Source organism: Komagataeibacter medellinensis NBRC 3288, from assembly GCF_000182745.2.
Taxonomy (GTDB): Bacteria; Pseudomonadota; Alphaproteobacteria; order Acetobacterales; family Acetobacteraceae; genus Komagataeibacter; species Komagataeibacter medellinensis.
Window position 1 is genome coordinate 2,110,376 of record NC_016027.1, and the last position, 23,178, is coordinate 2,133,553.

Below are 23,178 nucleotides of genomic sequence, written 5' to 3' on the forward strand. Positions count from 1 at the left end.
GGATTTTTGGCGATCTTCAGCCGTTTTGTCCCTGACTCGCTTTCCTCTGGATCGGTGCCTTCGCGCCTGCGCGAACGGTTGACGGAAGCGGGGGGGCTTGGGCTATGGATCGTGGCACTCTGCCTGACACTGGCATTGTGGAGCTACGACCCGCGTGACCCTTCGGCCAATACCGCCAGCAGTCAGCCGCCGGACAACCTGCTGGGCAGGCCGGGTGCCTATCTGGCGGACTTCATGCTCCAGGATTTCGGGATCGTGGGCATGCTGGCCATCTTTTGTCTGTTGGCATGGGGGTGGCGTCTGATCCGCCACCATGGCCTGGCATCGGCCATGCTACGTTTCATCGCCCTTGTCTGCGGCCTGCCGGTCATTGCGGCCGATATCGCGGCCCTGCCGCTACTACTGCCGGGACTGCACGCGCCATTGTGGCCAACCGATGCAGGGGTAGGGGGTGCGGTCGGCCTGTCGGTGGCGCATATGTCCATTCAGGCAGCAACCGTGTTCATTGGGCACTGGGGCCCACTGCTGGTCTGGCTGCTCGGACTGGTTCTGGGCGGCCTGCTGCTGCTGCTGGCCATGGCGCTGTCTCTGTCCGAATGGAAGGCGCTGGGCCGGGCCATCCGCTTTGCCGTGCGCCAACCCGTGGTGCTGGTGCGCTGGCTGCAGCACGTAAAGCATCGCACGGCCCCGCAGGCACATGATGACACGACTACGGATACTTATCCCGCTTATCTGACACGCAAGGCGGAGCCAGCGGCCGCGCGCGCGGCGGACACTACGGGTCGGGAGCCATCCTCCCCATTCCGCACCCCTTTTAATGCAACGCCTCCTGCGCCGGTCGTCACCGCACCCGGCACGGCCATGATGCCCGTAGACAGCACGCCGCCGGCAAAGACTGTTGCAGCGCCGGAAACCCGTCCCGTTGCCCTTGCCAAGACGGAGGCCCCTTCGCAGGCCCTGCCGGGCCGTAAGGTGGACGCCCCAAGGCCCGCACAGGTTTCGCTTCAGACCAGCTGGATGCACCCGCCGGGCATGGATGAAGAGGTTTCGCCCCCGTTGCTCGGGCCCGCCCCCACCTCGGACCGCGCGCCGTGGCATGAAGAACCGCCCGTAACCGAGCAGAAACCCTTTATCGTCATGCCCGAGGATGAGGACGACCTCCCATATTTGCTCCCTGAGCCTGCGAAGCCGACCTTCCTGTCGCGCCTGTTCTCTGGCGGTGGGAGCCGCGTGGCCGAAGACCCTCATGCCGCACCGGAAGAGGTCGCTCCCCCGGTCGTGCTGCCCGTCGAGGAGGAAAGCTACACCCCGCCACCCCAGCCGGAATGGCAGTTTCCGCCGCTATCGCTGCTCAAACCACCACCGTCCGATGCCGCGACCAAACCAACTGAAGAACTGCTCAGGGCCAATGCTGCCCACCTGGTGACCGTGTTGTCTGAATATGGGGTGCAGGGCGAGATCAAGGCCTACCATGCTGGCCCGGTTGTTACGCTATATGAACTTCAGCCTGCCCCCGGCATCCGCGCGGCGCGCGTGATCGGTCTTGCGGATGATGTGGCGCGTTCGCTCTCGGTGCTCAGCGTGCGTATCGCCACAGTGCCGGGACGTAACGTGATCGGGATCGAGGTACCCAACGAACGGCGTGAGACGGTCTATTTCTCCGAACTGTTGAGTGACCCGCAATGGGCGCATTCACGCAACCGGCTCAACCTTGCGCTGGGCAAGGATATTGCGGGCGAATCGGTCTACAGCGATCTTGGCGCCATGCCGCACCTGCTGATCGCGGGTACCACCGGGTCGGGCAAGTCGGTGGGCGTGAACTCCATGATCCTCTCGCTGCTCTATCGCCTCTCGCCCGAACAGTGCCGCCTGATCCTGATCGATCCCAAGATCCTTGAGCTTTCGATCTATGAGGGCATTCCCCACCTCATGACGCCGGTCGTGACGGAACCGGCCAAGGCGGTAGCCGCCCTGAAATGGGCAGTGCGCGAGATGGATCGCCGTTACCGCGCCATGGCCCATCTGCAGGTGCGTAACATCGCCAGCTATAATGAACGTGTGGCCGAAGCCCGTGCGCGCGGCGAGATCGTGACCCGCCGCGTGCAGACCGGCTACGACCCCGAAACCGGTAAGCCCACGTTCGAGGAACAGCAGCTTGCGCTGGATTCGCTGCCCTATCTCGTCATTGTGGTGGACGAGATGGCCGATCTCATGATCGTGGCGGGCAAGGAGATCGAAGCCCTGCTGCAACGCCTGGCGCAGAAGGCGCGCGCGGCGGGCATTCACCTGATCCTGGCCACCCAGCGGCCATCGGTCGATGTGATTACTGGCACCATCAAGGCGAACTTTCCCACCCGTATCTCCTTTCAGGTCATCAGCAAGTTCGACAGCCGTACCATTCTGGGCGAGCAGGGGGCCGAACAGTTGCTGGGGCGTGGTGACATGCTGTTCATGCAGGCGGGTGGGCGGATCATGCGTGTGCACGGTCCGTTCGTGGATGACAGTGAAGTCGAGGCCGTGGTCGCCTTCCTGTGTGCACAGGGCGAACCGATCTATGATGATGATGTCATCTCCCCGCAGGATGAGGATAGTGCCGCCAAACCCTTCTCCGCCCCCGCCGGAGGGGCCGAGGAAGACGGCCTGTTTGCCCAGGCGGTGGAAGTCGTGGCGCGCGAAGGCAAGGCCTCGACCTCCTTCATCCAGCGTCACCTTTCGATTGGCTATAACCGGGCTGCCAAGATCATCGAACAGATGGAAAAGGAAGGTCTCGTCAGCGAGGCCAACCATGTTGGTCGGCGTGAAGTCCTGATGCGCCGCACCGCGGAAGACGAATGACCCGTCCCATCCCTCCGCCTGGTCTAGCACTGCCAGCAGGCGTCCTGCCTTTTACGGTGCTTTACCGTGACAACAGGTTTGTTGTGCTGGACAAGCCACCCGGCCTGCCGGTGCATTCAGGGCGTGCGGGCGGTCCCAGTGTCGAGGACTGGTTTCCCCTGCTGTCGCGGCATCGCAACGGCCCGTGGCTGGCCCACCGGCTGGACCAGGATACGGCGGGTTGTCTTGTGGTGGCATTGCGCAAGCAGGCCCTTGTGGCGGCGCAGGAATGCTTCGCGGCAGGGCGGGTAGACAAGACATACTGGGCCATTGTGCAGGGCGCGCCAGCCGGTCCATCCGGTGTGGTGGACGCACCGCTTGCGCGCGTGGAGCAGGGGCGGCAGTGGCGTATGCAGGTCGCCCGTGACGGACAGCCTGCCCGCACGCGCTGGCGCGTTCTGGCCACGGGGCGCGATGATGCGGGCCACCCGATCAGTTGGCTGGAACTGGTGCTGGAAACCGGGCGCACCCATCAGGCCCGTGCTCATTGCGCGGCCCTGGGGTGCCCCATACTGGGTGATGGCCGCTATGGCGCGCGGCAGGCGGGGGCGCTACACCTGATGAGCCGGAGCATCCACCTGCCGCTGGACGTTCCCGTACATGCCATGGCCATGCCCCCTGCGCATATGCGCCGCACCATGGCACAGGCTGGCTGGACCCTTGCGTCCGGTAACGTGGAAAAGGAAGCGACACGGTGTTTGCCCACACATTGACGCAGGAACTGCTGCGCGTTCTGGACCGTCCCGACCTACGGGTGATTGCAGGCGAGCGGCAGATTATGCTGGACCCCGCGCTCGACCTTCCTTTCCGTATCCTGCCGGGTGGTGCCATCGTACTGGGGCTGCCCGCCCAGGGGCAGCAGGAGGAGACGGCTTTTTTCCTACGCCATGCCCTTGAACTGGCCCCGTTGCTGGGACTGGCCCCGCATGATCCCCTGTGCGCTGGCTTCTGCGCCGCCCGCACGGCGGCCCTGTTCTGGTACCTTGATACCGGGCGCGCGGAGACAGACGCGCCTGCCGTCTGGGTACCGGACATGGCGCGGGCCGATGTACCCACGCCCGAGTCCCTGCGCCTGATCTGGCCCCACCTTGCGGTCCTGCAACCCACGCTGGACCCTGATGTTGCACCCGCTTCTTTTGGTGCACTCCATGCCGCGCTACGTGCCCTGTGGCCCATGCTGGGACCGACCGAAAACCTGATGGCCACGGGGGGGGACGCCCGGCTGGCCGTGGATGCGGCGACCGGCCTTAACCATTATGGCTGCTCGCACCGGCCCCGGCCATGGGCCATCACCTTTGCATCCTCCACGGCGTCATCACTGTCCGAACGTGGCTTTGCCGGGGCGGAGAAGGCACGGCTGTCGTTGCTGGCGGGTGCCCTGCAGGGCCGGGCGGAAGCTGCCGCACGGCAGCTTGATGGCGACATACAGACCCGGATCGCGGCCCATTTCGGCCTGACGGCGGAAGAAGGGGTGGTCCTTGCCCCATCGGGCACGGATTGCGAACTGTATGCGCTGGCGCTGGCCGCCCTTGCGCCGGGAGGCCGCCCGGTCAGCAATATCCTGCTGGCACCGGAGGAGACCGGCAGCGGCGTACCCCTGGCTGCGATGGGCTGCCATTTTGCCAATGATACCGCCCTTGGTCAGTCAGTGACCAAGGGGGCGCGGATAGAGGGATTTGCACACGATACCCTTGTCATCAACGTGCCCATGCGCGACGGGGCGGGCCATGTACGCCCGCCTGCGGATGTGGACGACGAGACCTGCCGCCTGACATGGCGGATGCGCCATGCGGGCCAGCATGTGCTGCTGCATCGCCTCGACCTGTCCAAGACCGGGCTGCTGGCGCCCGGCCTTGCCGCTCTTGAGCACGCCTGTGCGCCGGAAGAAGGCGAAAGCTGCCCCCCCGATGTAGTGGTGGATGCCTGTCAGGCCCGTCTGGACCCGCTGCGCGTGCGGGCCTATCTGGATATGGGGTGGATGGTCATGGTGACCGGCTCCAAATTCTTTACTGGCCCGCCGTTCTGTGGCGCATTGCTGCTGCCTGCGGCCGTGCGCCGCAGGCTGGATGGCCCCCGGTCGCTGCCTGTCGGGCTGGGCGCTTACAGCTATCGCCATGCCTGGCCTGCGGGCCGGGCCTGCGGCATCCTGCCGGAAGGACACAATATCGGTCTGATCCTGCGCTGGCAGGCGGCACTGGCGGAAATGGCCGCGCTCAGCGCCATTCCGCGCGTGCTGGTCCATGACCGGCTTAAGGGATTCCTGTCCGCTGTTGCTGGCCGTATCACGGCGGACCCTGCGCTGGAACTGCTGCCCCCCGTAGCCCCCGAGCGGCCCGTGCTGGATAATGCATGGGACTGCCTGCCCACCATTCTGAGCTTTTTTGTTCGGGCACCCGGCACGCAGGGCACCTTTCGCCCGCTGGCCCTGCCACAGGCGCGCCAGCTTTATGCGTGGCTCAATACCGATCTGTCCGGCCTTGTTCCGGTCGATGACCCCGATGCGGGCCTTGCCGCCGTGCTGTGCCATATTGGCCAGCCGGTGCCGCTGGCCCATCCCAACCTGCCCGGTGCGATTGCGGGGGCACTACGTATTTCAGCCGGTGCGCGGCTTGTCTCGGGCGAGCCGTCGCATGCGGGCATGGACCCTACCGAGCGGCTTGGGCGTGAAGTCCGCAATGTGGGCCAGGTCCTTGCCAAGATCAGCCTGATCCTGCGTCACTGGTCCCGTCTGGGCAGCGCCGCTCCGGTCCAGACGTATCTGCCGCGTGGCTGGCAGGCGCAGGCCATCCTGCCTGCCTGACGTTTTCGTGCACCTTTCACCTGACGGATTTCAAGCGTGAGCAAACACACCAACCACGGCAATTTTCTCGATACCCCTCAGCTACAAAAAGGTGTCACCCGATTCTGGCTGATCCGGCACGCGCTGGTGGAACAGAATGCCCGCATGCGGCTGTATGGCACGATGGATGTGGCGTTGTGCCCCGACAGCTTAAAGGCTCAGCGCTGGATGTACGAAGCTCTGGCCCGCCGCCTGCCGCAGCAGGCCCTGTGGTTCACATCCCCTCTGTCGCGCACGCAGCAGACGGCACACGCCATACAGGAAGCGGGTTACGGCCCGCACGCGATGCATGTCGAGCCGGACCTGATCGAACAGTCACTGGGGGAATGGCACGGGATTGAACACCATACCCTGCCAGACAGGCTGAGCCTGCCCGCCCATCCGTTCTGGTCCGTCAGTGCCACCGAACAACCGCCGCAGGGTGAAAGCATGGTGCAGGTCTGTGCCCGTGTGGGGGCGTGCCTGGACCGTCTGGCCGCACGCCATGTGGGGCAGGACATGGTTGTGGTCAGCCATGGTGGGGCCATCCGTGGCGCGCTGGCCCATGCGCTGCGCATCCATGCCGATACGGCGCTGCATTTCTCCATCCAGAACCTGTCGCTGAGCGTGATCGAACGTCTGCCCGAAGGGTGGCGGATCGTGACCGTGAACGAACTGCCCCAGCCTCCGGTAGTGGTCCAGCGGCCCGTCAACCTTGCCGCAGTGGACAGGATGCTGGCCGGGTCCGGTATCGACCTGGACCGGGAGGAGGACGAAACCTATACCGAAGCCCTTTACGCCCAAGCGGTTGCCCTTGTGGCTGCCGAGCGCGAGGTATCGGCTTCTTTCCTCCAGGGCATCCTGTCCGTCGACTATGCCTGTGCTGCCCGGATGATCGCGCAGATGGAAAAAGAAGGGCGGGTCAGCGGACCCAACACCGTAGGACAGCGTGACGTGCTTATGCCCAATACGGTGGTGCAGGAGCCACGCTGACTTTCAGCGTGCGCTGGCGTGCAGCATGCAGGTCAGCACGCAACTGTCGCCAGACTGGCTGCGTGCAGGGCGTAAGCCGTTTGATGTGGCCATGCCCGCCACGATGGCGGCCGTGGCAAGAACAAGCGTGAGCGTATGCATGACCCTGTCCTTCCCCCGATAGGCCGACTGCATGCGCCATGGCAGCAGGAACGGCCCGTATGCGTATCTGCCAGCGTACGGGCCTGCATGCCTCTGCGCGCTGATGTCAGTCTGTAACGATGTTGGCAGGTTGAAGTGGCATTGATCCACAAAAAAAGTCGTCATGCCCTATATTCGGGTTGAGGTGACACCTTGCCGGGGCAGGGGGCGCTGTTATCGTATCGGGCATGACAGGTTTTAAGGCTTGCCCGGCTGACTTCATGGATATTGCGATGGAGGAAGCCCGTGCCGCAGCGATTCGGGGGGAAGTACCGGTCGGCGCTGCCCTTGCGGGGCCGGATGGACGGCTGCTGGCGCGCGCGGGCAACCGGGTGGAGGCATGGCACGACCCTTCTGCCCATGCGGAAATGCAGGTGATGCGTGAGGCGACCCGTCTGCGCGGTGGCGCGCGACTGGCGGACTGCACGCTGTACGTAACCCTTGAACCATGTCCGATGTGTGCGGCTGCGGCCATCCATTTCCGTATGGGGCGGATTGTGTTCGGGGCCTATGATCCCAAAGGTGGTGGGGTGGAGCACGGGCCGCGCCTGTTTGCCCATCCGCGCTGCCTGCACCGGCCCGAGACGGTGGGCGGCGTGCGTGAGCGCGAGGCGGGTGCGCTGTTGCGCGATTTCTTCCACCGCTTGCGCGCCTAACCTATTTGTCATGCAACGGTATAACACGGGTCGGCTCTCTTGCGGCACAATGCAGGGGATGGGACTGTAAAGCCACGGCGGTCAGTCCCGCCCGTATGTTCAGAGTTTCAGCAGGACCATTATGTTCAGGGATGCCATGTCAGACGTATTGCGGTCGCACACCCCCAATCCCCGCCGGTTTCGTAGCAGGCTGCTGGCTTCACTGGTGGCCAGCACGGTCGCGGGTGGCTGCCTGCTGGCCGCCCCTGTCGCGCGGGCAGATGATACCGGGGTGATCCGCCCTGATACCCAGATCCAGCAGCTGCCGAACTTCGTGCACCTGGTCAAGCAGGTCAAGCCTGCCGTGGTCTCCATTACCGCGCGCATCAAGGATGCCGATACGGGTGAGGATGGTGGCCCCGGCGGCATGCCCGGTGGCTTTCCCTTCCCCTTTCCCTTCCAGATGATGCCGCAGCAGGCGCACCGGACGGTGGAAGCCCGTGGCTCGGGCTTTGTTATCTCGCCCGATGGGTACGTCGTGACCAATAACCATGTGGTCAAGGGTGCGACCAAGGTGACTGTCACGCTGGATGACGGCACGGCGCTGCCTGCCAAGATCGTGGGTCGCGATTCCAAGACCGACATCGCCCTGCTCAAGGTCTCGCCCTCGGGTAAGCTGCGTTTCATCGAACTGGGGGACTCCGACAAGGTTGAGCCGGGTGAGTGGGTGGTGGCCGTGGGCAACCCCTACGGCCTTGGTGGCACGGTAACCGCCGGTATCGTATCCGCCCGTGGACGCGATATCGGTGATGGCCCCTATGACTCTTTCATCCAGGTCGATGCTCCCATCAACCGTGGTAATTCGGGCGGTCCGCTGTTCACGCAGGATGGCAAGGTGGTGGGGGTGAACACCGCCATCCTCTCGCCCTCCGGCGGGTCGATCGGCATTGGCTTTGCCATCCCCTCCGATACCGTCAAGAACATTGTCGACCAGCTTGAAAAGACCGGCCACGTCACGCGCGGCTACCTTGGGGTAACGGCGCAGGCCATCACGCCCTCCATGGCCAGCGCGCTTGGTATGAAGCCTTCGGCCTCGGGCGCACCGGCAACCGGCGCGCTGGTGGCCAGTGTCAGCGCTGGCAGTCCGGCGGAAAAGGCGGGACTGAAGGCAGGTGACGTGGTGACCGACCTGAATGGCCAGCCCGTTGACACTCCACATACGCTGGCAGTCAAGGTCGCCACCATCGTGCCGGGCACGAAGGCCACCCTGTCCTACCTGCGCAACAACAAACCACAGACGGCCACGGTCGTAATTTCCACCCTTGGCAAGGGCGGCACGGCTGATGGCACGGTGGGCGATACCGCCCACGATGCCGACAAGGGCCCGAAGCTGGGTGTGACCCTGGCCCCGCTTACGCCTGACCTGCGTCAGCAACTGGGGCTTGAGGAAAGCGTACGCGGTGTCGTGGTGAGCGATGTGCAGCCCGGGTCCTCGGCTGAACAGGCTGGCATTCATGCGGGTGATGTGATTCAGGCCGTGGGTGAGGTGCCGGTGGAAAACCCGCGCGCCACAGTTTCCGCCATCCGGCAGGCGTTACAGACCAACCATTCCGTGCTGCTGCGTGTGGTGCGTAACGGGCAGAGCGTGTTCGTGGCGGTCAGCCCCAACAGTGATGACGCTGATAGTGCCAGCCAGGATGATGACGACCAGCAAGAGATCAATTAACCTATTGATAATAAAATATAAAAATATTTTTGGTACCGTCTTTTTTTAAAAAGGCGGTATTCTTTTCAGCGTTTGGGAAAAGATTTACCAAAAATTTTCTGATGTTTGGCTTCTGCTGTTTCGCGTCATCATTTCTCCATGAACGCCCTGTGGCCGCGACAGTCATGTCGTGGCCATTTTTATGAAAAAACAGCGGTCGGGTGTATTTTTTCTACTCTTTGGGCAAAAAACCGGGAGGTGATGATTGTGGCGGGCGGCCATCTTGCCTTATCTGCACGCATTGCCTTGTTTGTCTTGGAGGGATGATGACCGGTCCAGCACTATCCAATGCGTACGCATCCCCGGGCGCGCGCCTGATTGATGGCAAAGGGTTTGCCGCACGCCTGACGCAGGATATCGCAACCGATGTCAGCGCGTTCTATGACCGCCACCACATCACCCCCGGCCTGGCCGTGGTACTGGTGGGCAATGACCCAGCCAGTGAGGTGTATGTGCGCAACAAGGCGCTCCAGACCCATCGCGCGGGTATGCGTTCGTTCATGCATATGCTGCCTGCCACCACATCGCAGGAAGAACTGCTGGGCCTGATTGCCCGGCTCAATGTCGATCCCGAGATCCATGGCATCCTTGTCCAGTTGCCCCTGCCAGCCGGGCTGGACCCGGTGGCGGTGACCAACGCCATCGTGCCGGAAAAGGATGTGGATGGGCTGGGTGTGGTCAATGCTGGCAGGCTGACGTTGGGTCTGCCGGGCATTGTGCCGTGCACGCCGCTGGGCTGCCTGCTGCTGCTGCGCCATTATGTGGGGGACATGCGGGGGCAGGACGCGCTGGTCATCGGGGCATCCAGCCTTGTAGGTCGGCCCATGGCGCAACTGCTCCTGCAGGAAGGCTGCACCGTCACCGTGGCGCATATCGACACGCGTGATACGGCAGCCCTTGCCCGGCAGGCCGATATCGTGGTGGTGGCGACCGGCGTGCGTGAACTGGTACGCGGTGATTGGATAAAGCCCGGCGCAACCGTGATTGATGTCGGTATTTCCCGCGTTACGCTGCCCGGAGGCAAGACGCGGCTGGTGGGCGATGTGAAGTTTGACGAGGTCGCCCCCCATGCCGGGCTGATCACACCGGTGCCGGGCGGGGTGGGGCCCATGACCATCGCTTGTCTGCTGCGCAATACCCTTGATGCGGCGCGCACCATAGTGGAAGGCCGCGCGTGCTGAAGCATAATGACCGGAAGGGAATGAAAACATGGGCCTGACGGCTGTTGAACTGATCCCGCGTGATGCGGAAACCCTGCTGCGCGATGCGGGGGAAGTCAGTCGCCTCTTCCCCGATGCGCAGGTGATCAACATTCCCGACCTGCTGCGCTTTCCCCTGCGTAGCTGGGAGGCAGCGCGCCTGATTCGTCCCATCTTCCCGCGTGTAATCCCGCATATCCGCGCCATCGACATTGCCCCCGATGCCCCCCTGCCGGGGGCGGATGATCCGGCCTTGCGTGAAGTGCTGGTTGTGCAGGGTGATCCGCCAACCGACCTACGCCACCGCACGTACCCCAATACCAGCGAGAGCGTGATTGCCCGCTACCGGCGTGAAGCGCCGCATCTGGCAGTCTATGCCGCGTTCGATCCCTACCGCCGTGCGCCCTACAAGGAAATGCAGGCTATTGCGCGCAAGAAGGAAGCAGGTGCGGCCGGGTTCTTCACCCAGCCGATATTTGATATGCGCATGCTGGACCTGTGCATGAACTGGTTGGCGGGAGAGAACGTATTCTGGGGCATCTCGCCCGTTATTGGCCCCAAGTCACGTTCGTACTGGGAGACGACCAACCACGTCATCTTCCCCCATGATTTCGATCCCACCCTTGAGGCTAACATCGCCTTTGCCCGGCAGATGATGGATGTGGTGACACAGGCGGGGGGAAATACCTACCTCATGCCGCTGCGGGTCAATCTGGAGCGCTATCTTACCCCCCTGCGCCGCCAGTAAGCGGCGTGCTGGGCCTGCCATGCAAAGGGCAGGTCCAGTCGGGATCAGATCCAGCCACGGGCGCGGATCAGCCCGAATGTCGCGATTGTGACCATGCAGGTAATCCGGCCGTCGATGATCATCTCCTGCATCTCGGGCAGGGTCACGGTATGGCAGGTAATGTCTTCTTCCGTATCCTCGCGCTGATGCGGACCCTGGCGCAGGCCGGTGGCAAGATAGGCGCGGCCCTTCTGTGTGGTGTAGCCCGCCCCCTGATACATCAGTCCGGCATCACGCATGCAGTCGGCCACAAGCCCGGTTTCTTCACGCAGTTCACCGCGTGCCACGTCTTCCGGTGTGGCGTCGGGGCTATTTTCCCACATGCCCATAGGGAGTTCCCACATCCGCTTTTGTATGGGATAGCGGTACTGGCGGATCAGTGTTACGCGAGGGCCGTCCGGTCCTTCCCACAGGGGCAGGATCACGACAAAATCACCCCGTTCCACCACACCGTACAGGCCCTGTCTGCCGTTGGGACGGATGATGATGTCCTCGCGTACGCGGGTCCATGGGTTTTCATAGGCGGTTCTGGTAGAAATTGTTGCATAGCCGCCTGCATCTGGCGGGGGGGAATGTGTCATGGAATGCCATCCTTACTGATCGTGTCTGCCAGGTCTGCATGCGTTACACACGGTACTGTGGTGCGGGAACGAATGTACGGCGTGGTTTTTTCTATTTTTCCATAAACGGTGTCAAAGATCGTTCCAAAAGCATTCTGCCTGCCATCTGGCATGATCCCCATTCATGACCGGGCAGGGCACGTATTTTTTTAAACTCTGGAGTTTATGCGTATTATGACCGGGCAGCAGGCGTCATCGGGGTCACCTACACGGCGGATACTGCCCGTCGTACTCTTCAACCTCCTGTGTTACATCGATATCGGGCTGCCGATGGCGGTCATTCCCGTCTTCGTGCATCAGGTGCTGGGCTATAATACGGTGCTGGCGGGGCTTGCGGTCTCGCTGCAGTACCTGGCCACCTTTGCCTCGCGCGCCAGCGCCGGGCGGCGTGCGGACCGGCATGGAGCCAAGCCCACGGTGGTGGCGGGGCTTGCGATATGCACCCTGTCGGGGGTGGCGCTCATGCTATCGGGGATCATGCTGCATTTTGCGGCCCTGTCCATCGGATTGCTGATCATCAGTCGTATCCTGCTCGGGATCGGGGAAAGCTGGACCGCAACCGGCGCCATCATGTGGAACATCGGTCGCGTGGGCGCGGCGCGGACCGCGCAGGTCATCTCATGGAACGGAGTGACCTCCTATGGTGGCATCGCGCTTGGTGCACCGGTGGGGCAGTTGCTGGCAGGGTTGCCGCTGCCCTATGGGGGGCTGACCGTGGTGGGCCTGCTCTCGGCGGGGCTTACGCTGTTTGGCTTCGTACTGGCGCGACAGTACGCACCCGTGCCGCCCGTGGCGGCCAAGGGGCCACCCATGTCGTTCGGTGCCGTGTTCATGCGCGTGCTGCCCCATGGCGCGGTGCTGGCATGCGGGTCCGTGGGTTTTGGCACGATCTCGGCCTGCCTTGCGCTGTTCTATGCCCATAACAACTGGAATGGCGCAGCGATGGCGTTGGCCGGATTTGGTGTGAGCTTCATGCTCATGCGTTTTATCTTTGCCCGGCAGATCGACCGCTATGGCGGACTGGTCGTGGCATTGGTCTCGTTGCTGGTGGAAACGCTGGGGCTGCTGGTGCTGTGGCGGTGTACCACCGTGGCAGGTGCCGCACTGGGGGCGGCGCTGACGGGGGCGGGCTTCTCGCTGGTCTTTCCCGCAATGGGGGTGCTGGCCGTGGCGCGCGTGGGGCCGGAAAATCGCGGTGCGGCACTGGGTGCATTCTCGGTTTTTCTTGATATTGCCGTGGGCCTGTCCGGCCCGCTGCTGGGGCTGGTGATCCAGACCATGGGATATGGCGCGCTGTTTGTGGTGTCCGCCCTGTTTACGTTGGCGGGCGTGGGTGTAACCATTGTGCTGAAATTCCTGCCACGCTGAAGAGCATGGCGAACTGATATTCTTGCAGGGAGCAGAGTTGGGTCTATGCAGATTTCATCCGTTGCCGTTTTTTGTGGGTCGCGCTTCGGCTCGCGGTCGGAATATGCAGCACAAGCCCGCGCGCTGGGGGCCGCACTGGGGCACGCCGGCATCAGGCTTGTCTATGGCGGGGGCCATGTGGGGCTTATGGGCACGGTGGCGGATGCGGCCCTTGCCGCCGGTGGCGCGGTGACGGGCATCATTCCCGCCTTCCTGCATTCGCGTGAGATCATGCATGAAGGTGTGACCGACCTGACCGTGACGGAGGGCATGCATGACCGCAAGGCGCGCATGTTCGCGCTATCTGATGCTTTTGTGGTGATGCCGGGTGGCCTTGGTACGTTTGACGAGACGATCGAGATCATGACCTGGCGGCAGTTGCGCCAGCACGACAAGCCGATCTACATCGTCAATATCGCGGGCTGGGCCGATTCTCTGCTGGCCATGATCGAGAGTTGCATCACCGACGGGTTTGCCGCCCCCACTGTGCGTAACCTGTTTGCCGTCGTGCCCGATGTGCCCGCCCTTATGGCGGCACTGGAAAGCCTGCCGGTGCAGTCCAATGCGCGCGATACGGTGCCGACACTGTAAAACTTTCATCTATCCCCTTGCCTAAATCCTGATGGCCTTGTATAGCCGCCTGCAACGGAGTGTAGCTCAGCCTGGTAGAGCACTGTGTTCGGGACGCAGGGGCCGGAGGTTCGAATCCTCTCACTCCGACCAGATTTTCAAGCCGGATGCCCTATGGTGTCCGGCTTTTTTCTGTTTCATGTCGTAACACCCCTGGTATTGCGGCCTTAGGGGAAATCCTCTATTTCCGGTTTCCGGCGGGGGATGGTCTGCATGCGGGGTGTCCTTGACCTGCATCGCCATCTGATCCGCCCTACAAGCCTCCGGGACCATGACCAAGTATGCAAATTTCTTCAGTCGTCGCGCATTCTGATACGCATGACAGAGGGGAGGCCCAGCCGGGGCCGGTCCTGAGCATCATCATTCCCTGTTACAATGAACGGGGCAATGTGGAACCCCTGGTCCGCGCCGTGGAACAGGCAGTGACACACCCGCATTGGGAACTTATATTCGTTGATGACAACTCCCCTGATGGCACCATTGGGGAAATCTGGCGTCTGGCGCAGCTAGACAGTCGGGTGCGCGGCATCCTGCGTGTGGGCCGCCGTGGCCTGTCCTCTGCCGTGATCGAGGGGGTATTGTCGTCATCCGCGCCGATTGTTGCCGTGATGGATGGTGACATGCAGCATGATGAACGGCTGCTGGAACAGATGTTCGATGCCATCCACAACCAAGGTTACGATGTAGCGATTGGCAGCCGCCATGTCGAAGGGGGTGATAACAGTGGCCTTGCCAATGCCTGGCGGTTATTCCTGTCCAATACCGGCATCCGTATTGCCCAGTGCTTCCTGTCCGTGCGGGTCAGTGATCCGATGAGCGGGTTCTTTGCCGTCCGGCGCGACCTGTTCGTCAACTCTGTCGCCAATCTTTCCGGCACGGGATTCAAGATCCTGCTTGATATGCTGATGGCGCAGAAAACCACCCCACGGGTCATTGAACTGCCATTTGTTTTCCGTTCACGCCATGAAGGGGAAAGCAAGATGGACAGCAAGGTGCTTGTGCAGTTCGGGCAGATGATTCTGCAGCATATGCTCAAGAAAAAAAAGCGTTCTCTTTCCGCTGTTTCCTCATCGTGAAAACAGGCTTCGCCGTAGCCTGTTTTTCTCTGCTCCAGGCGCATAATTCCTACCCGTAGCAGCGAATGTTCCGGCTCCCGGAGCAAAATCTGGTTTTCGGCTCTCGATGTGTCATGACCGCGCACGCCATGGAGATCCCCGAAGGTTTGATGGTAGCGTCAGAAGCATGTCTGTTTACATGGTGCGGGGCCGACTGGATGGATAGCCCCCAAGGGAACGCCAGGCCGTTCAAGGTTGAGTAACGTTCTGTCTCATGGGGGGAGTCAGGCAGACGGGCTACGATGACGAAACGGGATTTCCTTTGGCATGTTCGGTCCGATGGATATGAAGATGATAAAAAACAGCAGGTTGTCAGTGCCGTTCATAGTCTTCATATTCATTATTTCGTTCCTTTACCGCTTTGCCATCCCCTGTTTTTATCCCTCGGCCCTGCGTGCGGATGAAATATTCCAGGTCCTCGAACCTGCCCATCGCCAGTTGACCGGCCACGGCGTGACAACCTGGGAATGGCAGGCCGGTATCCGTAACTGGGCCTTTCCTGATCTGATCGCGGATGTATGGCGCGTAACCGATGCTCTGGGGCTGGGGCATTCGCCGCTTTGGATACAGGGTATCTTGTGTTTTTTTTCGCTTGGTCTCGTTGCAGTCTTCATGGGACTGGGCAGGATTGCGGCGGGGCGCACCGGGCTGGTTGCTTGTGGTCTCATGGGTGCGTTATGGCCAGATCTCGTGCTGGGGGCCTCCCGTACCGCAACCGAGATGGTAGGGGGTAACCTGCTGGCGCTGGGCACAATTATGGGAATGATTGCGCGTATGGCGCAGGGCAGCCAGCCTGGCTTGTCTCTTTCCCGTGTGGCAGGTCATGGCATTACCGGTCTTTATACGGGCTCGGCATTTTTTATCGGCTGTGGCGCAGGGTTGCGTTTCCAGCTTATGCCCGCTGCCGTTCTGACGCTGGTATGGATGGTATGGTGGTGCAGGCGGCAACTGGTCCGGGTCGTATTGCTGGCTACGGGTTTTGCCCTGCCTGTGCTGGTATATGGTCTCGTTGACCTGCGGACATATGGTACACTGTTTGGTTCTGTTTTCCGTAACGTGCATGCCAATATCGGGCAGAATATTGCTGCCAGTTATGGAACGGCGCCCTTCTATTTCTATATCATCGACCTGCTGGGGCGCTGGCAGGTGGCTTTTGTGCTCGTCATCGGCTTTTTCATATATGGGTTCCGTCAGTTTTCCATGCCAGCCATGGTGGCGGTGGCGGTCATTCTGTCCCATTCCTTGATCGGTCATAAGGAACCGTCCTTCATTTACGGTGCCATCCCGTTACTGCTGGTCGTGGCGACAGTGGCGTTCAGCCAGTGGGTAAACCAGGATCCACTTCTGTGGTCAGGGCGCAGGGTCATGTTGGGGCTTGTCATGATACCATTGCTTGGCTTTGTGCAAGAACTGTCCCTGATCCATATCCGTAACAGTGATGCCCTGATCCGCCTGCAGCAGATTGCAGCGCGGCAGCCCGATATCTGCGGCCTGGCATTTCCCATTCGGGGGGAGTGGTCCCATGTGGGGGGGTACTCCTATTTTCCCCATCATGACGTGCCGCTCTATTTTGCTTATGATACAGCCTCTATGGCGCAACTGGCTGGACGGTACAACTACCTCATCACATATGGTAAAACGTGGTCCGCACCACCCGAGGATAAGAGTGTCGCCTGCTTGCGGGAGTTCTGTCTTTTCCGCGTGGAATCCCACTGTAGTGCCCCGCCGGATTATGAACAGTTCGGACAGGTGGTAAGGCAGTATGAAGCAGCTACCCATGCTGGTCACGATTAGGCAGGGAAGGGACGAAGCTACCGCTGGGAAGTCGGTCTTTCTACAAAGAAGAAGATACAGAAGATGGCCCTGAAGCGTTCTTGTTTTTCAATTATTTCAAGGCAGGCTCGATGATATGAGCGTAAACGGCAAATATATTTATCTTATTCTGATATTTTCTTTTATGTTACTTGGGGGAATTTCGTGTTATCATTACGGTTTGCGGTTTTTACCTGATTCAGATCAGGCCAATGCTCTGTTCGAGGCGCAAGATATTGCGCAAGGAAATGTGTTTCTGAAGGGATGGGTCAACTCCCCCGATAATTTCTGGTTGATAGACCTGCTGAGCATGGCTGGTTTGCTCAAAATCATACCAGATGGCGTGACTGTGTTGCATCTTCTGCCGGCCCTGTGGTGGGGAGGAATCATCGGAGTTGCATCATGTCTGGCGTGCAACGGCAGGGGGGGCAGATCATGGCGATGCCTGCTGCCAGTTGTGGCCTTTATTGCCATCATTCCTCTGTATGAGCAGGGGGCGCTCGCGTTCGTTACTTATACGCCTTATCACGTGGGGACGATGTTCGTTGCGCTGCTTGGTATCATGGCAACAGGGCGGGTGTTGGACGGAACAGGTGGAAAGCTGGCGCAGGCCAGTCTGTTTGGGATCGTTAGCGTTATCTTTATTAGTGACCCGTTTGCCGTATGCTGTTTTGTCATGCCGGCCTGTCTTGTCAGTCTGTGGCGGGTCTGGACGGGGGATAAACCCGCCAGCGGCGTACGCTGCTTCGTGCTTATGGTTCTCGCCTTTGTAGTAGCTACGGGTATCAAGACCGGCATCCGTGAGGCAGGAGGCTTTCGGTCCATGCACGCTGCGGCACATTTTCTGCCGCTGTCCGAGCTGCCTCGGCATCTGATATTTTCGCTTATGTCTGTGCTTGATCTGTTTGGTGTCAACTTTTGGGGCAAGACTATTGCTGGGCGCGCTAACCACAATGCCCTGACAGATATGGTACGCTTGGTACCGTTTGCGCTCATCGTGCACTATGTGTGGCGTTATGTCCGTAACCGGCTGGATGAGGTTAGACAGAACCGGTCTTTTTCTGGTGGCGATGCTGTCTCGGATATTCTGGTGCTGGGCCTTGTCATGGATGCCGTTGCGGCCTCAGTACTGAATTTCTATATCCCGGGAGAGGACATTATTCGTTATTTTCTGCCGGTCCTGCTGTTTGCTCCCATCGTTTATGCCCGTTCTGGCAATGCTGAAAAGACATCCGGCTTATTTTTGGGCGTGATTGTGTGTTCATCATTGGCCTGTGTACTGACATGGAATCCGCGACAGGATGTGGATGTGGATATCGATCCATATCAGGTCGGTCATCAGTTGGATGTGCGGCCTCTGGTGGAGCTGCTGCGCCAGCAGCACCTTACGCATGGGTATACAGATTATTGGCATGCCTCGCTTACAACATTGGTCAGCGGGGATGAGATAAGACTGCGGGCAATTACGGATAGCCCGGATACATTTGGCCCGAAGCTTGGTGCGTGCACCCTGCAGGCCCGTCCGTGGCTGAGCAAAAGGCAGTGGTATCTGCCCGAAGATTTGCAGGGTACGGACCGGGTCTTTTTCCTGGTCTATTCCCATGCCCTTCAGAGTGACGATCACCTAACGCGAGCTGTCATTGTGAAAAACCTTGGAACACCCAATCTGGTTCTGCCCGTAGACGACTCACTGTCGCTGCTCATATATGACCGTCAGAGAGTCATGCCATGTCATGGTCTATTTGAGTGGAAAGAGAATAGATAATACTTTCCCTTCGACGAGGGGCACTGAGGTATGCGTTCTCCCACGTTGATGCATAGTCGTTTCTACTTTCTGTTCTTATAGAATAATGTGCGATCCAGCCAGGACACAGATGAAAACCAAGATATGGGCATTTCTTCTTTTCGTGCATGCTGCCGTACTGGGCTGTATTGTATGGCTTGCCCGTTCCTATGGCGGAATAGCGGCGGCTTCGTGCCACTGGGACTGTTCGGATGCTTATATGCGCATCGTGGACCAGGGTTATGATCGGACATCGTCCCTTGCCGCCCAATGGCTGGGAGAGGCAAATTGGGCTTTTTTTCCCGCTTTTCCCCTGACCCTGCGCACCATAAGGGATCTGACCGGATTACCCGCGCCCGATGTGGGTATCATACTGAACGCCGTTCTGCTGCCGATGTTGGCCTGGTTATGCTACCAGTACCAAAACAGGAAATGGGGACCGGTCGATTATCGGCTTTACTTCCTGTTCTTCTTTACCTTTCCAGCTACCCTGTGGTTCAGGGTCCAGTATACTGAATGCATGTTCGGCCTGTTCCTTATGGGTATGGCCTGGGCCGTTCTGAACAGCCGGTTCTATGTGGCGTCGCTGTCCGCCCTGCTGTTATGTCTCACCCGGCCAACGGGCATCCTATGTGTGCTGGTCTTCGCCGCGTTTCATATATTCATGTCCTGGCGGCGGAATGTCGGCTACCGGGGAAGGGAGCGTCTCCAGGCCCTGGCCGCATCGGTGATGGACAGCAGCCTGCTGGTTCTGGCTGGTGGGACCGGTATCTCGTTGTTTATGATCTATCTGTATCGTCTGACTGGCGACAGTCTGGCTTTTTCCCACGTACAGATTGCCTGGCATCGTGTATTCCATTTTCCGGGCTATTGGGTGTGGTTCAATCTGGAACACAAGACCCACGTCAACCTGGTAGTGGCGGCAATTCTGGACATGATCGTGATTTACAAGGGTTTCCAGAAGAAGCTCTATCTTGAAACGACCGTCCTGCTGGTTACGTTCATGGTTGCGTTTTCCTCAAGCCTGCTGTCGATCCATCGCATCATCATGGCTAATCCATTCTTTTTCATGATTGTCTATGCATGTCTGATGGATATGCGGCCTGCCGTGCGCAATGCGTTCATTGCCTTTTTTTCTGTTACCCTGCTGGTGATTACGGTCTTGTGGTTCCATGATACCAACCTGCTTTATTAGGCTACAATGAACACTCGCTCTCCTACTGTCCGGTTGGGGTATACGGTACGGTGGTACCTTGTACGTCTGGTACTGATTGCGCTATTGGGCGGCATCAATCTGTTTGCTTTCAGCCTGCGTTGGTATCCGCATGTGAGTGATAATTACCGCGATTTCTATATGCGACACGATATAACGCTGGGAGAATACGAGGCTAACGAAATCCGTGGTGTTTATGCCAGCCATCAAGATCGCTGGAGACGGTAGCTGTGGCTGGTCATGCCTTTATTCGGGAGCCTTGCCGCCCGTCTTGTCAGCACGGGTATGGGTCTGACCGGTGTCGCTCCAGCCTGTGGCGGAGCGTCTCTGTTATTCGGGCTTCCCCTGCCTGTTCAGGGATAGTCTGATAGGCAGGGAGAAGCCCCATGACCCCAGCATGTTTACTGCGGAGCTTGGGGACTGCCACTTTCGGCAGGTTTCTGTTCCGTGACGTGCGTATTGTTGCCTGAGGGAACGGCTGTCTCGGTGGGTTGTGCAGCCGGAGCGGGTGGAGTGATTGCATTCCCCGCAGGCTGCGGTGCGGGCGGCGCAGAGGGGGGCGTCGCAGGCAGAGCGGCTGCGGCTGGCGCTGCGCCATCATGCGGTTCCGGTGTTCCTGTCTGCGTGTCTGTCGATGCCGGTGTTGTCTGGATAGGGGGAGCGACAGGTGTGGCAGGTTGTGGTGGCGTGAGCGTTGGGGTCTGGGCCGGTATCTGTGTCGCGGAGGTAGGTGCACTTGCCCCCACGGTGGACATCTGCGGCAGGGCTGGGGTCGGGGCAACCGGGCGGGGCGTGAGTGTAACAGTGGGCTGGCTGTAGCGGTTCAGGACATCATTGTCGCTCTGCACGCCATAGGCGTTCATGGGCGGCAGGGGCTGGGGGGATGGCTGGTCGGCGGCCGGGTTGCGGTCCAGCACCACGCGGGTGTTCTGCGGGTAGCGGTTCATCAGGCCGAGCAGCGTGCCATTGGTCCAGCCAAAGCCGATCTGCATGGGGTATTCACCGCCACCCTTGCCGCCCTTGGGGCTGATGAAGGGATTGACCACGTCATATTTCTCCAGCAGCACGCCGGATTTTTCATACGTGCCGATTACGCGCCCCATCCACCGCGCCGCGATGTCGCTGGCCAGGGCGTCGTAGCCATACTGGTTCAGACCCTTGACCGCCATCCACTGCAGGGGGGCCCAGCCATTGGGTGAATCCCACTGCTGCCCGCTACCCGTGCGCTCGGTGGCGATCAGGCCACCGACCTTGAGCAGGTTCTTGCGGATGGTTTCGGATACGGCCTTGGCCTGTTCTGGTGTTGCCATCTGCAGGAACAGGGGTACGGCGGTTGCACCTGAGAGGATGGAGGTCGATTCCCCCTTCTTCCAGTCATAGTCGATAAAGGCCGCGCGCCGTTCATCCCACAGCACGCGCCGGGCGGCTTCCACGCGCTCCTGCGCCAGATGGCTGTAGTGGGCGGCGGCTTCCTTGTTGCCTTTCAGTTCATAGGCGTGGGCCAGCGTCTGTTGCAGGTGCGGGATCAGGAAGTTGAGTTCCACCGTCAGCAGGTCGGTGGTGTGAATGGTGGACAGGGTATGCCCGTCGGCCAGCCAGCGTGAGGAGAAGTCCCACCCCGTTTCCGATCCCGCGCGCAGATCGCGGTAGACCTCTTCCTTCGGGCGGCCGGACTGGGCGGCAGTGGCGATGTCCTCCGGGTAGCTTTCATCGCGCGGGGTATCCATGTCATCCCAGTGGCGATTCATGATCGTGCCATCGGGCAGGCGTACCACATGGCGGTAGGCCCCACCGGGGGGGACGGAATCCTGCCCATCCATCCAGTAATCATATTCCGCCTGCAGTTCGGGCAGGAAAGTGGTGTAGGCCACCTGCCCGTCATGCATGGCCAGCAGGTCCACCATAAGCGAGAAGAACGGTACCTGCGAACGGCTGAGGTAATAGGTCCGGCTGCCGTTGGGAATGTGGCCGTAGCGGTCGATCATCGAAGCCATGTCGCGGATCATGTCGCGCATGAGGTCGATCTTCTGGTTCTCGTACAGCCCGATCATGGTGAAGTAGCTGTCCCAGTAATACAGTTCACTGAAACGGCCACCCGGCACCACATAGGTATAGGGCAGCGGTAGCTGGGAGGAATAGGCCACCTGCGTATCGGGCGGGCGGCTCAGCACGTCCCACATGCCGTTGATGTAGTCGCGTACGTTTTCATCGGGACTGCGCTGGTACGATACGGTCTTGCGCTCGGGCAGGGTGAAGTGCCGGGCGACGAAATCCTTCAGCGAGAAATCAGGCCGCAGCCGGGCGGTATTGTATTCCGCCATCAGGTCGGCCGGAGCCTCGTCGGGTATGGCGTCGGCCGCGGTCTTGGCGTCGGTATAGATATGGGCCTCGCCAATGGCCTCGAACAGACCTGCCAGCACGATGGAGGGTGGCCGCAGATCCTGCGCCAGCGCCGCTGGTGCCGCCGCGTCGGACAGCAGGGCCGTAGCGGGGGGGACCGGCGTACTACCGCTGGAAACTGGTCCATCTTTGTGTATGACCTGCGCGGATTGGGTGCCCGGTGCGGGTGGCGTGGCTGGAGCGGCCTGTTCGACATCGGAAGGCGTGGCCGTTCCAGCATGGACGGGGGCTGGGGAAGGCGCTGCCGGTGCACCTTTATCCTGTGGCGGGACCGGGGCTGCCGGGGTGTCGGGCTGCGTTGCCGTAGTGGCTGGCGCCGTTACCGCAGGCGTTGCGGCTGCCGGGGCGGCAGGTGGCGCAGGCTGAACCTGCGGTGTTCCGGTTGTGCTCACCGCAGGCTGCGCGGGTGCGGCCTGTGGCGCTGGGGCCGGGGTCATATTCTGTGGCGCGGATGGCATGCTGCCGCTCCCCGAGAGTGGTTCGGGTGTGGGGACGGAATAGGTCTGTTCGTCTGCATCGGCGGCAGGGACCGGAGTGGAGGGCGGCGGCGTGGCTGGAGCGGGTGCCGCTGCCGCTGCCGTTCCATCCGTATCGTGCGGTGCAGATGAGACGGACGCGGGCGTACTCGCCAGATCCGCCTGTGCGGGGGCAGACGCTGTCTGGGCCAGGGCGGGTGCGGCAGCGTACAGGAGGCTGGCCAGCACAAGCCCGGCCTGACGGGGCGCGGACCGGGACAGGGTTGAACCGCACAGGAGGGAAACTTTCACGAGACGCCATTTCTCCGAACAATGAAAACCTGAGCTTTGCACAATGCCCTGCCTTGGTCTGGTATCACAAAGGGAAACCGTGCGGATGGAGGGAAGTTCATTTTCAGGCATGGTGGCTGTCATGAACAGGCACCAGCTTTCCACCATGGGCTGAAACCAGCTATGGTGGGTGCCCTTTTG

17 protein-coding genes, 1 tRNA gene and 1 pseudogene are annotated in these 23,178 nt (G+C 60.8%); 16 read left to right on the plus strand and 3 right to left on the minus strand.

What is annotated here, in order from left to right; translation table 11 throughout:
• Positions 1-6: 6 nt before the first annotated feature.
• From GLX_RS09880 to GLX_RS18995, 5 genes and pseudogenes are all read left to right on the plus strand, one after another.
• Entirely contained in the window at positions 7-2,835 is a 2,829-nt protein-coding gene (locus tag GLX_RS09880) for a DNA translocase FtsK (protein WP_041247338.1), read from the plus strand.
• Positions 2,832-3,587 carry an RluA family pseudouridine synthase gene (locus tag GLX_RS09885; RefSeq protein ID WP_014105827.1) on the plus strand — a complete coding sequence of 252 codons (756 nt, stop codon included), beginning with the start codon at positions 2,832-2,834 and terminating at the stop codon, positions 3,585-3,587. Before GLX_RS09880 ends, GLX_RS09885 begins: the two co-directional genes overlap by 4 nt.
• The gene (locus tag GLX_RS09890; RefSeq protein ID WP_014105828.1) at positions 3,569-5,674 is read left to right on the plus strand and encodes a hypothetical protein; all 2,106 of its coding nucleotides are present in this window, start codon (positions 3,569-3,571) and stop codon (positions 5,672-5,674) included. The genes GLX_RS09885 and GLX_RS09890 overlap by 19 nt, the downstream gene beginning before the upstream one ends.
• A gap of 36 nt (positions 5,675-5,710) precedes the next feature.
• Positions 5,711-6,373: pseudogene (locus tag GLX_RS09895) on the plus strand (histidine phosphatase family protein); the annotation flags it as partial.
• A 51-nt stretch (positions 6,374-6,424) separates the two neighbouring features.
• Positions 6,425-6,685 (plus strand): DNA translocase FtsK, encoded by a 261-nt coding sequence (locus GLX_RS18995; protein WP_231850440.1) that lies wholly within the window; start codon positions 6,425-6,427, stop codon positions 6,683-6,685.
• 3 nt (positions 6,686-6,688) lie between these two features.
• On the opposite strand, the gene GLX_RS18740 is transcribed toward GLX_RS18995, so the two are convergent.
• A complete protein-coding gene (locus GLX_RS18740; protein ID WP_193360641.1) occupies positions 6,689-6,826 on the minus strand; it encodes a hypothetical protein in 138 nt (45 codons plus the stop codon).
• Positions 6,827-7,086: 260 nt separating this feature from the next.
• On the opposite strand from GLX_RS18740, the gene GLX_RS09905 reads away from it, so the two are divergent.
• The 4 genes from GLX_RS09905 (at position 7,087) to GLX_RS09920 (ending at position 11,212) form a co-directional block, all read left to right on the plus strand.
• Complete coding sequence (locus GLX_RS09905) at positions 7,087-7,521, plus strand: nucleoside deaminase (RefSeq protein WP_041247339.1); 435 nt, start codon at positions 7,087-7,089, stop codon at positions 7,519-7,521.
• A 121-nt stretch (positions 7,522-7,642) separates the two neighbouring features.
• Positions 7,643-9,226 carry a Do family serine endopeptidase gene (locus GLX_RS09910; protein WP_014105832.1) on the plus strand — a complete coding sequence of 528 codons (1,584 nt, stop codon included), beginning with the start codon at positions 7,643-7,645 and terminating at the stop codon, positions 9,224-9,226.
• 305 nt (positions 9,227-9,531) lie between these two features.
• Positions 9,532-10,446: a bifunctional methylenetetrahydrofolate dehydrogenase/methenyltetrahydrofolate cyclohydrolase FolD gene (gene folD, locus GLX_RS09915; RefSeq protein WP_014105833.1), complete on the plus strand. Its 915-nt coding sequence runs from the start codon at positions 9,532-9,534 to the stop codon at positions 10,444-10,446.
• 28 nt (positions 10,447-10,474) lie between these two features.
• Entirely contained in the window at positions 10,475-11,212 is a 738-nt protein-coding gene (locus tag GLX_RS09920; protein ID WP_014105834.1) for a methylenetetrahydrofolate reductase, read from the plus strand.
• A 44-nt stretch (positions 11,213-11,256) separates the two neighbouring features.
• Here the strand turns inward: GLX_RS09920 and GLX_RS09925 are convergent, their stop codons facing one another.
• Positions 11,257-11,832 carry an NUDIX domain-containing protein gene (locus GLX_RS09925; protein WP_014105835.1) on the minus strand — a complete coding sequence of 192 codons (576 nt, stop codon included), beginning with the start codon at positions 11,830-11,832 and terminating at the stop codon, positions 11,257-11,259.
• Between the two features lie 204 nt (positions 11,833-12,036).
• On the opposite strand from GLX_RS09925, the gene GLX_RS09930 reads away from it, so the two are divergent.
• From GLX_RS09930 to GLX_RS09960, 7 genes are all read left to right on the plus strand, one after another.
• The gene (locus GLX_RS09930; RefSeq protein WP_014105836.1) at positions 12,037-13,239 is read left to right on the plus strand and encodes an MFS transporter; all 1,203 of its coding nucleotides are present in this window, start codon (positions 12,037-12,039) and stop codon (positions 13,237-13,239) included.
• 45 nt (positions 13,240-13,284) lie between these two features.
• Positions 13,285-13,869 carry an LOG family protein gene (locus tag GLX_RS09935; RefSeq protein WP_014105837.1) on the plus strand — a complete coding sequence of 195 codons (585 nt, stop codon included), beginning with the start codon at positions 13,285-13,287 and terminating at the stop codon, positions 13,867-13,869.
• Between the two features lie 55 nt (positions 13,870-13,924).
• Positions 13,925-14,001, plus strand: a tRNA-Pro gene (locus GLX_RS09940).
• A 188-nt stretch (positions 14,002-14,189) separates the two neighbouring features.
• Positions 14,190-14,984: a polyprenol monophosphomannose synthase gene (locus GLX_RS09945; protein ID WP_014105838.1), complete on the plus strand. Its 795-nt coding sequence runs from the start codon at positions 14,190-14,192 to the stop codon at positions 14,982-14,984.
• A gap of 354 nt (positions 14,985-15,338) precedes the next feature.
• Positions 15,339-16,817 carry a glycosyltransferase family protein gene (locus tag GLX_RS09950; RefSeq protein ID WP_231850324.1) on the plus strand — a complete coding sequence of 493 codons (1,479 nt, stop codon included), beginning with the start codon at positions 15,339-15,341 and terminating at the stop codon, positions 16,815-16,817.
• A gap of 115 nt (positions 16,818-16,932) precedes the next feature.
• Positions 16,933-18,600 carry a hypothetical protein gene (locus tag GLX_RS09955; RefSeq protein ID WP_014105840.1) on the plus strand — a complete coding sequence of 556 codons (1,668 nt, stop codon included), beginning with the start codon at positions 16,933-16,935 and terminating at the stop codon, positions 18,598-18,600.
• Between the two features lie 109 nt (positions 18,601-18,709).
• Complete coding sequence (locus GLX_RS09960; protein WP_041247340.1) at positions 18,710-19,813, plus strand: hypothetical protein; 1,104 nt, start codon at positions 18,710-18,712, stop codon at positions 19,811-19,813.
• A gap of 419 nt (positions 19,814-20,232) precedes the next feature.
• Here GLX_RS09960 and treF read toward each other — a convergent pair whose 3' ends face one another.
• Positions 20,233-23,145, minus strand: a complete 2,913-nt coding sequence (treF, locus tag GLX_RS16590) for an alpha,alpha-trehalase TreF (RefSeq protein WP_014105842.1) — start codon at positions 23,143-23,145, stop codon at positions 20,233-20,235.
• Positions 23,146-23,178: the final 33 nt, after the last annotated feature.